This window comes from Mucilaginibacter sp. KACC 22773, from assembly GCF_028736215.1.
GTDB lineage: Bacteria > Bacteroidota > Bacteroidia > Sphingobacteriales > Sphingobacteriaceae > Mucilaginibacter.
Window position 1 is genome coordinate 5,908,547 of sequence record NZ_CP117883.1, and the last position, 15,754, is coordinate 5,924,300.

At 49.4% G+C, this 15,754-nt stretch carries 14 protein-coding genes; all 14 read right to left on the bottom strand.

Features of this window, described 5'->3' with window-relative positions:
* Positions 1-5: 5 nt before the first annotated feature.
* Positions 6-410, bottom strand: coding sequence for a hypothetical protein (locus PQ469_RS24440; protein WP_274209993.1), 405 nt, complete (start codon positions 408-410; stop codon positions 6-8).
* A gap of 17 nt (positions 411-427) precedes the next feature.
* Positions 428-847 carry a hypothetical protein gene (locus PQ469_RS24445; protein ID WP_274209994.1) on the bottom strand — a complete coding sequence of 140 codons (420 nt, stop codon included), beginning with the start codon at positions 845-847 and terminating at the stop codon, positions 428-430.
* Positions 844-2,844 carry a type IV secretion system DNA-binding domain-containing protein gene (locus tag PQ469_RS24450; RefSeq protein ID WP_274209995.1) on the bottom strand — a complete coding sequence of 667 codons (2,001 nt, stop codon included), beginning with the start codon at positions 2,842-2,844 and terminating at the stop codon, positions 844-846. Before PQ469_RS24450 ends, PQ469_RS24445 begins: the two co-directional genes overlap by 4 nt.
* Positions 2,845-2,912: 68 nt before the next feature.
* Positions 2,913-3,575, bottom strand: coding sequence for a hypothetical protein (locus PQ469_RS24455; RefSeq protein ID WP_274209996.1), 663 nt, complete (start codon positions 3,573-3,575; stop codon positions 2,913-2,915).
* Positions 3,576-3,589: 14 nt separating this feature from the next.
* A complete protein-coding gene (locus tag PQ469_RS24460) occupies positions 3,590-9,046 on the bottom strand; it encodes a helicase-related protein (RefSeq protein WP_274209997.1) in 5,457 nt (1,818 codons plus the stop codon).
* 25 nt (positions 9,047-9,071) lie between these two features.
* Complete coding sequence (locus PQ469_RS24465; protein ID WP_274209998.1) at positions 9,072-9,326, bottom strand: hypothetical protein; 255 nt, start codon at positions 9,324-9,326, stop codon at positions 9,072-9,074.
* On the bottom strand, positions 9,304-10,098 hold the full coding sequence (locus PQ469_RS24470) for a DUF4138 domain-containing protein (protein ID WP_274209999.1): 795 nt from the start codon (positions 10,096-10,098) through the stop codon (positions 9,304-9,306). The genes PQ469_RS24465 and PQ469_RS24470 overlap by 23 nt, the downstream gene beginning before the upstream one ends.
* Positions 10,099-10,120: 22 nt before the next feature.
* Complete coding sequence (gene traM, locus PQ469_RS24475; protein ID WP_274210000.1) at positions 10,121-11,332, bottom strand: conjugative transposon protein TraM; 1,212 nt, start codon at positions 11,330-11,332, stop codon at positions 10,121-10,123.
* Between the two features lie 7 nt (positions 11,333-11,339).
* Positions 11,340-11,699 carry a hypothetical protein gene (locus PQ469_RS24480; protein WP_274210001.1) on the bottom strand — a complete coding sequence of 120 codons (360 nt, stop codon included), beginning with the start codon at positions 11,697-11,699 and terminating at the stop codon, positions 11,340-11,342.
* Positions 11,700-11,730: 31 nt separating this feature from the next.
* A complete protein-coding gene (traK, locus tag PQ469_RS24485; protein WP_274210002.1) occupies positions 11,731-12,345 on the bottom strand; it encodes a conjugative transposon protein TraK in 615 nt (204 codons plus the stop codon).
* A 76-nt stretch (positions 12,346-12,421) separates the two neighbouring features.
* Complete coding sequence (locus PQ469_RS24490; RefSeq protein WP_274210003.1) at positions 12,422-13,579, bottom strand: TraJ family protein; 1,158 nt, start codon at positions 13,577-13,579, stop codon at positions 12,422-12,424.
* Complete coding sequence (locus PQ469_RS24495) at positions 13,576-14,448, bottom strand: hypothetical protein (RefSeq protein ID WP_274210004.1); 873 nt, start codon at positions 14,446-14,448, stop codon at positions 13,576-13,578. The genes PQ469_RS24490 and PQ469_RS24495 overlap by 4 nt, the downstream gene beginning before the upstream one ends.
* Positions 14,411-15,085, bottom strand: a complete 675-nt coding sequence (locus tag PQ469_RS24500) for a hypothetical protein (protein WP_274210005.1) — start codon at positions 15,083-15,085, stop codon at positions 14,411-14,413. Before PQ469_RS24500 ends, PQ469_RS24495 begins: the two co-directional genes overlap by 38 nt.
* Positions 15,082-15,750: a hypothetical protein gene (locus tag PQ469_RS24505; protein WP_274210006.1), complete on the bottom strand. Its 669-nt coding sequence runs from the start codon at positions 15,748-15,750 to the stop codon at positions 15,082-15,084. Before PQ469_RS24505 ends, PQ469_RS24500 begins: the two co-directional genes overlap by 4 nt.
* Positions 15,751-15,754: the final 4 nt, after the last annotated feature.

The window sequence follows — 15,754 nt, forward strand, 5'->3', positions numbered from 1 at the left end:
AAATTTTACCTGCCTATTTTTCGGGTTGGGGCGATCTCTATCACCTCATTCAGCCGGGTCGTTGCCCAGCGATGGAGTTCCGGGTCATCCTGGACCAGTTCAAAAGCTTGTTTGAGTTGTTTCGCCGATCCGGCTTCCTGCATCCCGGCGATCTTTTGGAGCAATTGCGGTATCGGCGCCCATAAAGAGCCTTTTTTATTCTCCGCCAGTGATTGCAATTCCCCGGGCGTTCTCAGGATAAACAGTGTCTCCGAACGGAAGCAATCGATCTCCTCATCTTCAAAGCGTACCCAGAAATGGTCATCAGCAAACTCTGCAAATTCGATCAGCCCGATCCTGCCCATATAGTCGGAGGACCAGAGTACCGGGCTGACGATGACCATTAAGCCAATGGTATCTTGTTCATTCATGATGTATGTGTTAAAATTTACCTGCCGCGTTTGATGGCCTGATCAAGGCCCAAACTTTTTTCAAGTGTGATTAAAGCGGCTGTGAGGAGTTCCGGGTCTTTTTGGACCATCTCCAGGGCGGTGCGCTGATGTTGCTTTGTGCCGTAATCCAGCAGCAAGGCAATACTTTTCAGGTCTTTGAAGGTATCGACCGACAGCGTCAGCGCATTTTTATGCATAAAATCATAGATCTCACCGGGCTCTTTAAAAGTGAGCAGGGCATCAGCGCTGTACAGGCCCACCTCCTTGTCATCAAAACCGACAAAGAACTCGTCGGTATTTAAAATGGCGGCGGTAATGATCCCGATCTGGCCCTGCTTATTCACCGGGTCATCTTTTAATTCGGGATGTACCAGCAAATAATCCGGTAGCTGCACTTCATTGGTTTCTTCTTTCATTTCTTCATGGTGGCTTTAACAGGTACGGTGGACGGGGGCGGCTTAAAGGCCAGTACCATTTCCTGTATCTCCTGCGAGATGTGGTTAAAATTTTGCCGCAGCTTTTCCTCCATTTTTCCGCCGAAATCATAAAAGGTGGGCAAGGATTTATAGCCTTTCTCTTCCTTTTTGATCTCCTCCATATCCAGGTTAATGCGGCAGTTGACGGCAGAGGTTTCAAACTGGCCGGTATACTTTTCCTGCGCATCGGCGGCGATCATGCCCACCATCTCGCCAGAATTGAGGGATGCTATTTTTCCCGCAGGTATTAGCGCTTCGAGTTTTTCGTTCAGGGAGGTAGAGGTTTTATTACGGTCGATCGACAGCCCTTCGCCCAATTGTTTGGATTTACCAAAGAGGCGTTCCAACCATTCGAGCGTTTCCTTATTGCGAACAGAGCCGGACAGCACGGTCCCGACAACGGCGGTAATGGTCGCCGCGGTATCTTTCCCGTATTGCTGATTGAACTGGGGCAGTTCCTGCAAGCCCATTAAAACGGCAACCTTGTTGGAACGGGCGGTCGCGATCAGGTTTTCCACCCGGTGAACGAACAAGGTCGGCACCTCATCGACGATCAGTGCCGAAGGCAAATTGCCCTTGGTATTGATCAGTTTGGTCAGCCGGTTGATGATGATGGAATAGCAGGCCGAATTAATATTCTGCGTATTGGGGTCGTTGGCCAGTACCAGCATACCCGGATTTTCCTTTGCGGATATCTTCAGGTCAAAGTCGTTACCGGAAAAGACCCAATAAGTTTCTTTTGTCGCCAAACGGCTGATAAAGATCTTCAGCGTTCCGATCTGCCCCTCTAACTGGTCAAAAGCTTTTGCATTATATGCCGTCATGAACGGTGACAGCAGGGAACGGAGTTCCGGTTCGGAGGTCAAAGCGTTAAAGATTTCCTCGTAAGAGCGGTTCAGCAAAGCCAGTACATGCGGGAAGCTGGAATAGATGCCGCCTTTATATTTGCTCATAAAATAAACACAGGAGGCCAGGAAATTAATAGCAGACTGCGTGAAGAACTGGTCGCTACCCCCGGAGCGGTCACCTTTTTTCAATGCCTCCACCAAAGCCTCGGCAGTTTCTGCCGCATCAGCCAGTGAGCGGATATAATCTGCCCGCCAGGGATTGATGCGGCGGCTTTTTTCGATGTCATTCAAGTTGATAACATGAAAAGCAAAACCATTTAGTTTTCCATTCTGCTTGGCCAGTAAATAATGATAGTAGGCAATATGGCCGAGATCAGGGAACTTGAAATCATACAGGCATACCGCAAACTCTTTGGCAATCAGTTGCCTGATAAAGGGATTGACTATACTAAAGGATTTACCCGAGCCCGGCGTACCGATCACCATCGTACCGCGAAAAACATTGCAGATATTGACCCAGCCGTTCCGAACCTTTCCCTTATAGTAGAACAGCATGGGGATATTGACCGAATACGGCGTATCGATGCGCTTAACCGGCTGCATAAAGCTTTCCGCTTCGGTATTCCATTTATCCTTGCCAAGCCCGGATTTGATGAACTTGGAGATGTTGTCCATCGAAACGCTCACTATGAGTGCCCCGCTGAAAGAGCAGATCATGTACAGCAGGTTATACCAGCTGGTATAGGCAAATGCCGGCGGGGAGGCACGACCCGCAAAAACCAGGCTGCCGAAGAACAAAAACAGACCGATGGCAAGCGGGTAGACGATATGCTTTTTAGGGTCGAGGTCTGTTTTCTTTTTTGCCAGCGTACCGATGCTGACCAGGCAGGTGAGGCCAAACGTTGCCAGTTTGCTATAGACCAGGTTCGAATAAATGGCCAGGTGGCTGATCCTGTCCAGCGGTGTAAAAAAAATGCCCCAGAAAGGGGCATCGTGATAAATAAAAATGGCGGCTTCCAATCCTATGGACAGGTATATCGCACACTGCAAAAATCCATGCAGTTTTTGCTGTTCCCTCGTCTCCTCCATAATAAGAACGGTATAAAATAAAAAGCCACCGGCGTTTTGCGGGTGGCATAATTGAGCAGGAACCGACGTCAGCGAACAATACGCCGCTGATCCCTGTTATCCGTACCTGCCTGTTCCTGCTGCCGCAGGTGATGTTCATTCAGCAGAAAAGCCAGGTGGTGACCGTCCGGTACTTCGGCAAAAACGATATGTTCCGGCAATTTGTCCGGTAGATCGTATGGGTTGAGTTCATGCAGGAAGGGTACCTGGGTCACCTGCGTATCGATATAAATGCCCGTTTTACCATCGCGTTTGAACACGTCGGCAAAGCTGATCCTGTTCCAGCAATTTTCCGTATCCCGAAACGCGTTCCGTCTTTCATCAACAAAGAAATCTTTACCTGCGATCCGGATGACCGGCAGATCCGTCGGAAAGTCCTGGCGCCAGCCGGGACGTATTTCATCCAGCCTTTTATTTCTGCCCGCCGGATCCAGGGCATCAAAGGGGTAAAACCAAAACAGCTTGACCTGCTCGGGGATCTCCCCAACCAAAGAGCCGTCATAAACCTGTTTCGTTTTCCTGTCATACCATAATTCATAATGATCTTCCAGGCAAAACATATCGAAAAGGCCGATCTGATTTTCAGCATTATCGACCTGCACCAGCGCCATCAGGTAGCCGTTGACATAAAATGAGGTTCCCTCCAATTCGACTACCGGGAAAGGCCCCTCATATACATTTGAATTTTCCATTTAAAGAAATTTGATTAGCGTTTCAATATACCGGGGCTGTACCCGGCATCCTGTTCAATAACCTCTTCCTGTTGTGCGGGATCCATATCGAGGGCCTGCTGTGCCTGCGCCTCCTTATCTTTTTCAGCAATCCTGTTGCTGATCTCCATTTCCAGCTTCGCCAATTCCTTTTTCAGGGAGGCCAGTTCATATTCCTGGTCAAAGGGGCGCTGGGTGAGTTCCCGGACTTCCGGGATCTGCCGGTTGGTATCGGCCAGTTCCTTTTCATAACGTTCCGCCATGCCAACGACACGGTTGATCGCCTCCAGGAAATACCGCGCCGCCAGTTTGGGATTATCGATATTAGGCGCACCGCCGTTCTGCAGGTATTTGATACCCGTGGCACGGCTTTCCGCGTAGAGCGAGGTGACCTGTTCGATCCGGCTGGTAAAACCGGATTCTACGGTTTGTAGCTTACGCCTGATAAAAAGGTCAAAGCCATAGAGTTCACCTAAATGCTGTTCAGGTTTCGCGGGGTCAGCAGGCTGCCAGTTTTTATAGAGCCCGATGAAATGGTTGCCGATGGCAATGGCTTCCGGCTGCACGGAATCAGCAAGCTTTAAGGGGTTAAGTTTCGCGCCGTCAGCATCATACTTCAGCACAGTTTTATAAGCCTGCTCATCCTTGCGCACCATTTCCAGCGTTTGGCCGGTTTCCCGGCTTTTCTTTTCCAGGTCCTCCAACAGGTAGCGGCTCCTGGACACCTCCTTAAAGTGCGCGCCCTTATAACCTTCCAGTTCGGCCACCTTTTTTTCCAGGCGGGTCTTTTCCAGCAAAGAAGTATCGCCGGACAGGATCGCGATATATTCGGAAAAGCTCATGCCGCTTTGCTCATCTATGGCACCCTCGTCGAGTGTCCGGACGGAGAGTTCATTGTTTTTCATCTGGCTGATGAAGATCTGTTTGTTTTTGAGCAGGTTGAATTTGTAATTATCCAGGGACTGCTCTACGGCGTAAATAAAGTTCCTGACCTTGTTGCCGTAAAATTTCTTGGTCAGCCAGTTGCCTTGCCTGGCGCCGCGGCCGTCCCGCTGCTCGAGTTCCGACGGTTTCCAGGGAATGTCCAGGTGATGCATGGCGACAATGCGCTCCTGCACATTTAACCCGGTTCCCGCTTTTTCGGTGCTGCCGATCAGGATGCGGATCTCGCCGGCATTCATTTTTTTAAACAGTTCTTTACGCTGTTTGTCCGTTGCCCAGTTATGTATAAAGGTGATCTGGTTTGCCGGGATATTAAAATCAGCGACCAGTTTATCCCGCAGTGCATCATAGACATTAAACTCACCGGTTTTTGGTGTGCCGATATCGCTGAAAATGATCTGCGTACCTTTATGCGGCGTACTTTCGTGATAGATCTCAGCCACATTTCGTGCACACACGTTGACCTTATTGCCGGGATGGTCGCCGTATTGCTCCGGGTTGACCAGCCGCATATCTACGGCCATTTTCTTTGCGTAATTGGTAGCGATCAGCATGCGGCCTTTGTCCTCATCCCTGGTCAGCGGACGCCTGCCGATCAGTGTTGCATCCCCGGTCCTGGCAAACCCCATCAGCCGTTTAATAAATTCCTGCTGGTCAGGGGTTGGCTTAATGTTAACGAGCGTTTCATCGATCTCCGGCTTGTCCAGGTTGATATGATTCGCTGTTTTGTAATCGGTGATCTGGTTATAAAACAGCGCGAGTTCCGGCACTTTGATAAAGTGGCGAAAGCGCTCCTTTGCCCGTATCTCGTTCGTTACCGTAAATTCAAAATCAACCGTTTTTCGCGCATAGACCGCGGCCCAGGCATCAAAGTTGGAAATGCGCTGCCGCTCCAGTTCGCGCGGCCGGAGGTACTTAAAGATCAGGTACATCTCCGTCAGGCTATTGGAGATCGGCGTGCCGGAAAGAAAGGTCGCGCACAGGTCGGTATCATAGCGGTCCTGTAAGGTGCGGATAGCAAAAAGCATATTGAGCGCTTTCTGGCTTCCCGCGATATTTCCCAAACCCGCGACCTTGGTGTGCCGGGTGGTGAAAGTAAGGTTCTTAAATTTATGCGATTCGTCGATGAACAAATGATCAATGTTCATCTCGCGGAAATTTATCCCGGTGTCTTTGCGTTGTTCTATCGCCTCGATCACGCCTTTGAGCTTGGCTTCCAGGTTTTCCTTGCGTATTTCCAAACCTTTGAGCATCTCGCGGCTGATCTCCTCCCCGGCGTTCTGAATGGTCAGCAGGTCCAGTTCAGTATTACCCAGCTCAATTTCGAGGATCTGGCGTTGAATTTCCGGTGCCTGTGGAATTTTACCAAACTGGTCATGCGTCAGGATGATACAGTCCCAGTTATTGTTTTTGATCTCGTGGAAGATCCGTTTGCGCTTAGCCGGTTCAAAATCGTTTTCACCGGGCGCCAGCAGCTTCGCTTTGGGATAAGCCAGCCGGAAGGTGTCGGTGATCTGCTGCACGTTGGCTTTCAGGGCCAGGATCAGGGGCTTGTGCACGATGCCCAGCCTTTTCATTTCCATGGCGGCGATGATCATCGTCAGGGTCTTGCCCAGGCCCACCTCGTGGTCGATCAAACCGCCATTATTTTGGATGACTCGCCAGGCAGCATTCCGCTGTGAAGGATAGAGATCGCTGATCTTTAACGCCTTGAAATCAAACCCCGGCAGCGAAAGGTGGCTGCCGTCAAATTCGCGTAAGGCATAACAGTTATAGGTGTCATTGTATAACTTTTCGAGATACTGCTTTTCCTCGTTGGGCAGTTCCATCAGCCAGAGCAGGTACCGCGTCCGGATGTTATCGATCTTGCGGTGTGCATTCTGGATCGCTTCGGTGTCGGGCACCCTGACAACCTTTCCGTACTGCTCCACCGGGTAAGTAAAATGTGGACTGGTATTCAGCAGGGCGTATTCCAGCAAGGTACGTCCCGTAACCTTATTGCTTTCTTTTGGGGTGACCGAAAACTCCTCGTTGGTAATGGTATTGCCTTTTTTTGCATAGCTGACCTTGTAGTCGTCTACAGAGAGCAGGTAACTGATCTTTGTATCCAACTTAAAAAGGTCCGTAGCGAACCGCTCGTAGTATTCGAGCGGCACCCAGCGCTCACCGAGGTTGAAGTCCAGCCTTTCAAATGGTATCCTTTCCGGCTGTACACGGCGGATCGCGCTAAGGCTCCTGGCGAATTGGAGGTTGTTTGGCTCATCCCCGGCAAGCTTTTCCGCGACCTTTAACTTTTCTACAACGTTGCCGGACAAATAGTTGTCGGTCGTTTCCCAGCCAAGGGATTGCGGGTTCAACAGGATCTGCTTATCCAATTGGATGATGATCTCGTCTTCGGTTAAGCCGGTAACCTGCGCAATGATGGAAAGATCTACCCGCCCGGTATCATTCAGGCAGCGGGCCAGCGCTTCTAACGGATCGTCTGTTTTCAGCATTTCCTTTTGCTGAAAAAGCGGCCCGTAAAAAATGTCCGACCGAACAAAGTTTTCCTGCTCCCTGATCTCCAGTGAGGAAAGGACTTTAAAGCCTAAAGCCACATCCTGGAGGATCCGGTTACGGTTTTCAGTTTGGTTGAGCTCCCCGTATTTACTGACAAATGCTTCGTAATAAAAATTCAGTGACTGGCGCAGTTCGGGGAACTGGATCGCATGCTCATTTTCATACCCGGATAGTTCCAGGTAAATGTCCCGTAGGGTCAGGTAGTCTTCGAAAAAAGCCAGGTCCGGCTGCGGGTCAAGGGGATCGAATTTGGCCTCAAAGTTATGCGGCTCGCCAATCAGGCCGGCCTTGCCTTCAAAAATGACCAGCGTATCTTTTTCGTAGAACGGTTTGATATCCGTAAATGCTTTTGGCCGGTCGGCTACCAATCTGAAGGCAGCCTCTAAGGTACTGTCGCCTTCATAGCGGTAATCATGGCCATATTGTTTTAGCTTAACGGACAGGGCATCCAGTTCCTGCCCAAGGGCTACGCCTGTCATCCATTTGCCGGGGAAAGATAACTCGGAGAGGTTGCTATAAAGCTTGTAATTAAACCTGTTATTCGCTTTGGCGCGGGCGGTTAGTAACACAATGCTGTCATGCAATGGACGCTGGGTTGTGCGGATAATGCTGACCACCCGTGCTGTTTCCGCTTCAACAAATTGCTGATCGAGATCATCCAGGTAGGCCTGTGCCTTATCATCCGATTCCGGTTGCACCGGGGCATCAAATAAGCCCAACTGGCCGAAATTTAAAGCGGGCCTTCCCGTCGCTTTCTCTTTTTCCGGTACGGGTAGAAAAGTGAACTGCCTGAGTTGACCTTCCTTTTTGTCGAAAGAGATAGCTTCCCATTTCGCATAATTGAAGTTTCGAAAACCGGCGACCAGTTGCTCCCTGAGTATGGGAATAATATCCAGCATCTCGCCGTTTTGCCAGGCAATCCTGGAGGGCTTTCCCCGGGCATTGGTGCCTTCGATGATCTCATCCGCGTAAACCAGTTCATTTTTATCGGCTAGCCAGGCATTAATGTGGTATTTACCAAATGAGTTTTCGATTTCCACGGTATCCAGCAACATGCTTTCTGCTTCGGTCAGGGTTTCCTTGGTATCGTTTTTCTGAACCAGGATCAGGTGCATACCCACTTCGACGTTGGCGTTCTCCTTCATCAGGTTGGCGGGTAATACGGCTACGGTCAGCAGGTCAGCGGTGGTAAACAGGTACTTCCGCGCGGTGGCATTGGAAGGATTGTTCAGGAAGGCATCGGTAACGATATAGGCCAGGATGCCGCCGTCGTTGATCTTATCCAGCCCTTTGGCAAAGAAATAGGTATGCACCTTGGCGGAGATGCCGCTTTTGTTGTAGGCAGGATCATGAACGGCGATCTTTCCAAAAGGAATATTGCTGATCACCAGGTCCGATTGCCCTTTTTCGGTTGCGGCGGTTTCCTCCAGCTTTTTGATCTGCACATTGATCGGCGTGTCGTATGCCGAACAGATCGCGGTCAGGACCTTCCCGGTGAGGATGTCCTTTTCCACCGCCGTCACCTGCGCCAGTCCGGCGAAAGTCAGCAAGGCCTCTTCAATAAAAACACCTGCCCCGGCGCTTGGCTCATACAGGTGTTTAGGCAGGATATTGCATTGCAGCATAGCGGTATAGATCGCCCTCGGAATAAAATCCGGCGTATAATAGGCCGTCTGCGAACTGCTTTTTAAAGCATCAATGGCCGCTTTATATTCTTTGGCGGTCAGTTTTTTCTGCAGCAGTTCGTGCAGTTCCATGACCTGCGGGTATAGTTTAAGGTCGGTTTTGGAGGCACCGAACTTTTCCCAGGCGGATAGTTCCCCGGGCGGGAACAGGACGGCCTTGAGCCCGCCGAATCCCGCGTATTTTTTCAGCGTTTGCAGGTCCGCATCAGAAAGCTGCCGGCCATTAAAGTCCAGGGCGATCCGGATGGCCGCGATATTATCTGCCATCTTCCTTACGGGATTGAAAGCCATATCACACCTCCTGTAAATAATCTGCTATGGTGCCGATCACTTCGTATTTTAAGAAGCGGTCGTCCTCGTCCAGGCCTTTGATTAAAGGCGCACAGAGTTCGAGGATATTGGTAAGCTCGTAGTGGAGAATCCCATGGTTGGAAAAGCGGAGATAGGCCCTGATGAATTCCTCCTCCAACACCAGCTTTACGTAATCGTAGGCTATGGAATCAGTCATAAAATTGGGTTGAGCGTTAATTCGGCAGGATATCCGCATCAAGGATATCCTGGTAGGAGATCGTCAGCGTTACGATCCGCCCTGACAGCTGCTTTTCGCTGAGTTCCGTGTGCAATACTTTATTACCCGGAAAAGACATCTTTTTAAAGACAAAGATGTTCCGGTAGTTCCGGGAAAAAGCCGGCGAATCAAACAGGACAAACTCGGGCCTGATCTCCACGGATTGGTTGTTGGCGGCTTTGGTTACCTTTTTATCATCTATCCGGAACCGGAGATCGGCGATATCGTATTTCAGATTGGTTTTATTGTGGTAGCCGATATCCAGGAAAATATAATCTCCGACCGTGTAGACGTGATTTAACCGCCCTTCAATGCCGAATGCCTTTACTTTTTCCATGCGCTGCTCCGGCTTTTTGGCGATCAAACTGAGTGCCAGGGCCTTCAACTGATTTTGTGAAAGTCCAACGCCGGAAATATCCAGGGGGTTCATATCCGCCGGGACGATGCTGATCTCGGTAGGGACACCGGGGTAACCCGGCAGCAGCCGGTATTGCGCAATAAACTTTTCACCGGCAATGGTTACGACCGATCCCTTGAAGTACTGGAGCGAATCACGCAATTTCAAGCGTAATACGTTTTTTAAGGGCAGGTCACCGGCCAGTTCCTTCGTAGAAATATCCACGTACCGGATCGGCTCGGGAGAAATAAAGTGTATGGTCAGGTTGTCCGGGAGGTAAACCACCGGCAATGGTTTTTGGGCATAGAGCGTAGGGGCGCAAAGCACCAGTAAAAAGAAAAAGATCGTTTTCATATTAATAGCTTTTTTCGTGTGATTACTGCATTTCAGCTGTACTCAAGAGGCTTTCGCGTTTTTGGGCGTTTTGCAACGCGTCCGTGTCAATTAAGTAGAGGTAGGAGTTATATTTAAGCTTTGCCTTGTTTTTTCGGATGAGCGAAGCAATGGCAGAAGATGTGGACTGAAAAACTTTGTCGAGCGAGCTCATGATAAACTGGCTGTTGCCGGAACTTCCGTCGATCGTAACGCCTTGGACCGAGTTGCTACCCAGGTCTTTGGTAAAATCCCGGAACGCGGATGAGGGTACATACAGGCCGGGTAAGCCGTCCATATCGTAAACGTCGAGTTTAACCGGCAGGATCTTTCCTTCAAATAAGATCGAGGTAATGGATAAAGTCACGCGCTGTTCTGAAAAGCCGCTGACCTGGGCGAATATATAAGTACCCTTTTTGACCAGGTTATTGCCTGCCTTAATATCTTCCAGCAATTTCAGCCGCAACCGTGATCCCGCGTAACCTGTGACATTCTCGTCGATCACCGCGCTGATAAAAGCCGGTTCCTTTTCGGGTAGAACGGTATTGAAATCACCGGATAGGGCATTTGCTTTTTCAACCGTCAGTTTTACCTGGCTTGCTTTGAGTTTGGCTGCTTTGTCGGCCAGTTCTTTTTTCTTTAGTTCCTCTTTATAGGCCGGATCATTTTGCTTACTGACACTATCCATGATCGCCATCTGCTGCCGGAATACATCCATGGGGTCTTTCTCTTTCGGCGCCGGTTCAACCTGACGGGCAGTGTTTGCCTGCCTGCGGCTCATGGCTTCAACGGCATTTGCAACCTGTTGGTCATGTGTTATACCCGATGGCCGAATACGTCCACCTACCGGCATTTCAACCGCTCCGAATTTAAGTTTCATAACCTGCCGGATGGAGTCCAGCTTTTTCTTTTGCTGATCGGAATAGTCATTATTGTACGCCGGATTGCTGGAGTTCTCACGCGGGATCACATTTACCGCGGTTAAACCATCCGCTTCCTTATAGGTATTGCGGTAGGCATCCAGCTTATCTGCGAGTTGTTTCTTCCGGACGTCGGCTGAAACCTGCCCGACCGAGTTATTGAGGCCGACCGTTTCTTTGGCCGTTTCCTTTGGTTTGGAAGAAAAGCCGCTTTGCCAGGCATAAAAGAACAGGCACAAAAACGGCAACAGGATGACCGGCAGCATATATTTGGGCTGTTTAAAATCAATTTTCATAGTGTGTTTACTTTAATGATTGATGAATTTCCGCCAGGCGGCTGAGCGCGCTGTCCAGCAGGATGCTGTCCCGGCCTGACAATTGTTTTTTAGCGGTCAGGCTGTCTACCAGCTGTTTGAGCTGCATAGTCTCACGGATATTGCCGGTGGTCCGCAGGATCTGGCTGAAGCCATCCTCCACCGGGCTGACCTTGGTAACTACTGTTGCTGCAGCCTTCTCCGGGTGTCGGAAAACCGTAAACGACAAAACCAGAGAAACCAGCATCAGGACTACCATGCAGCCGAAAATGAACTTTGGATAGGCTATGGTCAAACTTTTGATCGCATTTCCGGCAATAGCGAAATAAGTCCCGAATTCCTTTTGCAATTCACTGTACAGGGTATCCCTGGGATCCCTGTTAGAATGTATTCTTTTCCACATCTTGGAGGTCTTTATTTTCAAGGGTTTTCCAGCCACAGATCAATACGCCATGCGGGTTATTATCACTGCGCGGGATGTCTTTCAGGTAACCTTCGGTGATCAATGAACGGACGACAGTAGAGCTGCGCCGGTCGATCTTCAGCTTTCCATAATACCGGAAATAATGTTTGGGCACATCCACCGAAATCGAATCGGTTTGCAGCGTTAACACAGAACTGGAAGAAAGAATAGAATTAAAAAAACCATTTTCCTTGAGGTTATTATATTGCTGCATGCCTGATTCGTCCACCAGGTACATGGCTTTTTTCATCTGGTATTCCATGTAATTATCATCCGGTGTGAGCGAGAAAAAAAGCGAATGGAAAAGGTCGACATCGGCCCTGTACTCGGCGGGACGGTTGATCTGTACATCGGTTTGCCTGGCCAGTATGGGGACGTTATTATCCAGGATGTATATATTTTTCTGCGCATTGGATACCAGTTTATAAGCATACAGGCAATTCATGCCTACAATGACCAGTGAGGTCAGCAGACTGCCTGCCGCTATAAAAGTGGCCAGCCTGACCTTTGCTTCAATATTTTTGATGATCATGACTATCAATTAAATAAAAAGGCCGGCCCGCATCTGCGGGTCAGCCTGACATTAAAAAGAAGAAAAGAAAAAGGATTTAAAAGAAGCTTCCAGCGGCTTTCCGGGCCATGCTTGTAATGGTTCCGGCACTTCTGCCAAAAGTTGATGTTGCCGAACTGATACCGGAAGTGGAGATGATCCAGGTCGAGATGCTGGGCACGGTGAACATACAGATCGCGCCGATCAGGAATACGATGATGACGGTACCAAATGACAAGACACCATTACCTGCAAACCAGGCCATTTTTTCCAGATTGGCGCTCATTCCGTTCTCGCCGACGAGTTCCTTGTATTTGCTGATCTCGGATTTTAAAGCATATTCCTGCATCAAACCGCACAGGTACATGATGAGGTAAGCAATACCGCTGTAGAGATTAACCGAAATAAAGCGTGCGATCCAGGTGCTGAAACTATCGCGGAAAGCCGGCAAAATACTGGTGGCAACAGCGAATGGCCCAAGAATGATCAATATAGTCGAATAGATGATCTGGATCATAAAGATTATGTAAACCGCAATGCGCAGAATCCAGATCCCTAATAGTTCCAGCAGCTGTGTAAAGAGTAGCTGCATGCCCACGGTCAGCCGGTTTTTTAATTCCAGCAAGGGTGAGACTACCGTACTGATGCCTTCCTTAACGGTACTGGTTACCGAATCCCATGCCTGCCCGTACCAGGTATCGCTTTCCTTCTCAGCCACCTCAGCCTGCGCCTGGTAGGTGTATAAGGAATTGGAGACGGCGAGCATCAGGCTGGAACGGTTCAGGCGCAGGTTATTGACGATCGTTTGCTGGCTGTTAAACATTTGCTCGGTTTGGCTGGCAACGATGTCTGTCGGAAAGGCGATCATTTTGACGAATACCCCCCACCAGAGAATGACCATGGCTAAACCAAAGGGACGCAGCAAGGGCATGATCTCCAGCTGTTTATCGCCGACCATCATTTCATACGACTTTATCGCGAAAAAAATGATCATGAAAATAGCGGCAAGCGCTTTCGCATCACCAATAAACATCCCGAAATGCGTCCATACCGAATCTTTAAGGCCTTTTAAAAACACCATGACGCCTGTTTCATAGACACCGTCACCCTGTAGAAACTGTAAGGTTTTGCCATTGTCGGGTGGGGGTGCTGATTGGGCAAATAAGGAGCTGATACAAAAACACAGCAGTATGACTAATAGGAGTTTCTTTTTCATTGCAGGTTCTTTAAAACGTCTCTGGCGATCTGGATATCCGTTTGTGGGGTCCAATCGCTGACCGTCACTTGTCCGGCCCTTAATTTCTGCTGCCGGGCGGTCATGTCAATGGTGGCTCGTGCCGAGGAGGTACTGATCGCCCATACACCGGCGAGGTTCCGGTATTCCATCAGCAGGCGATGGTACGCCATGATCCGTGAACCCCTGTCCATCGTCGCGGTATGCGCGGCATCAAGGCGTTCCCTGAGCATATCCAGTTCATCATTGTACCAGCTATATAAACCCTCCGAAACCAGTTTCGCGCTGACTTCCGGGGAAAGCCCGGCCAATATGGAGGTCATCGAATGATCCAGTACCGGCCTCAGTTCCTTGCTGTAATAAAGCTGCCACAGGGGGTCGATCCCGGAGACCAGGCCCGATTGGTTGGCTATTTCGGATAATGCCGTATTACGTACGGTATCAGATTGCAGTTTATATTTATTATCCGTACCGTTCATCATGCCAACCAATGCCAGGCGCTGCGTTTGCGGCCCGTTCGCGCTCAGCGGCCGAAGGTCTTTTTTATGGTAACTGGGATGAAACAAACCCCAGGTGAGCCAGTAATAGGGATTGAGGCTGAGAAAACCGGCTTTCGGTTCGAATTTGTTTTTGTCCCATTGCAGGTAAACCATACGTTCCTGCTGGTAGCGGACGGCTTTGTCCTGCGCGGGTGTCTGACTGAAACATTGCTGGATCAGCGAGAACCATATCAATGGCAGTGGTATCAAAAAGTTTTTCATGATCGATTGTTTTAAATGTATAGGAGACCATCCGACACTGTCGGGGTGATGGTCATTGGCGCAGGTATTTTGCGTTTTGAATAGTTTCATTAACGATCCGGTTATCCTGGCTGATAAAATTGGCGAAGGGATTTAGCGCAGCGATCACGCCGCGTTCTTTCGCCCAGTACATCGATTTCCAGGCGCCATAAGCTAAGCCGTCCAGTATTTGCAATTGCGTGATCACTTTGCGCAGCAGCTGGTCCCGGGAATTATAGTCGGCCAAAACATTGTTGCCCTCTTTGAGGACATAGCCGGAGACATCCGATACCAGGGCCAGTGAGCGCTGCCGCATTTCCGACGCGATATTTTCGGCAAATAATAACAGGTAGGGCTCGTTCCTGGCCATGGCCAATGCCTGGTTGATATAAGCGGTCATATCTGCGATAATGACCGCCATGTTTTTTACGGCCAGCCCGTCCTTTAAAGCAGAATTCAAATTGGACAAGCCTTCGTAGATCATGGTCTGTGCCAATACCACGGAACCCACATTCGTATTGAGGTCACTGATATTGTTATTGATCTTACCCAGGTACTGGTCATGGGTCAGCTCGGCGCTGCTCCTGACAGCGGCATTTTGTGACACAGCGATGAGGTGCTGGTAGTCGATCACGTATTGCTGCGCAATCAGGGAGGGCGAAAAGAAAAAGCCGAAAACAAAAAGGAGCACAAAAGTTCTTTTTTTCATTGTTTAAGATATTTGGCGTTTTGAATAATGTCACCTGCAATAGCCTTATCGGCATCAATGAAATTCTGAAAGGGGTTTGCCGCTCTTATCAGGGATGAAAGGTTGGAATATTGCATCATGCCCAGCATATTTCCCGACAGATCCTGGATATTACTCAATTCAGAGATGACATAATCGAACAGTATTTTGCGGTCGGATGCCTTCATTTGGTTTACATCACCAAGCGAAAGCGAAAGTCCCGTGACATAGGCCACAAGGCTTCGGGCCTGCGAAGTAAATTGCAAAGCAGATTGATAACCGACCGCAATTAAGGCTGGATTTTTCTGCACCAGCTGAACGATCTGCGCCTGGTTACTCACGATACGCTCGACCATCGGTGACGCGTAGATGCCGATCTCCGCGATATTAATAGCAGTTCCTAACGTATTGTACCGTTGCTGCAAAGTCCGGTACATCGCTTTCGTTTTTTCCAGCAAGCTCAGGTTCGCCTGTTCATTGGCGGTAGCCAGGCCCTGCTGGTTCTTGGCTTTGACCTGCAGTTTGTTTTCGGATTCCGATTCGTCAACGAGTTGGTGAAGTGCCGGGATATTCAGTATTTTTTGCTGGGAAAAAGCGGATAACCCGAAGCCTGCCCATAGGAGGAAAATGGCTATTATATTTTTCATAAGA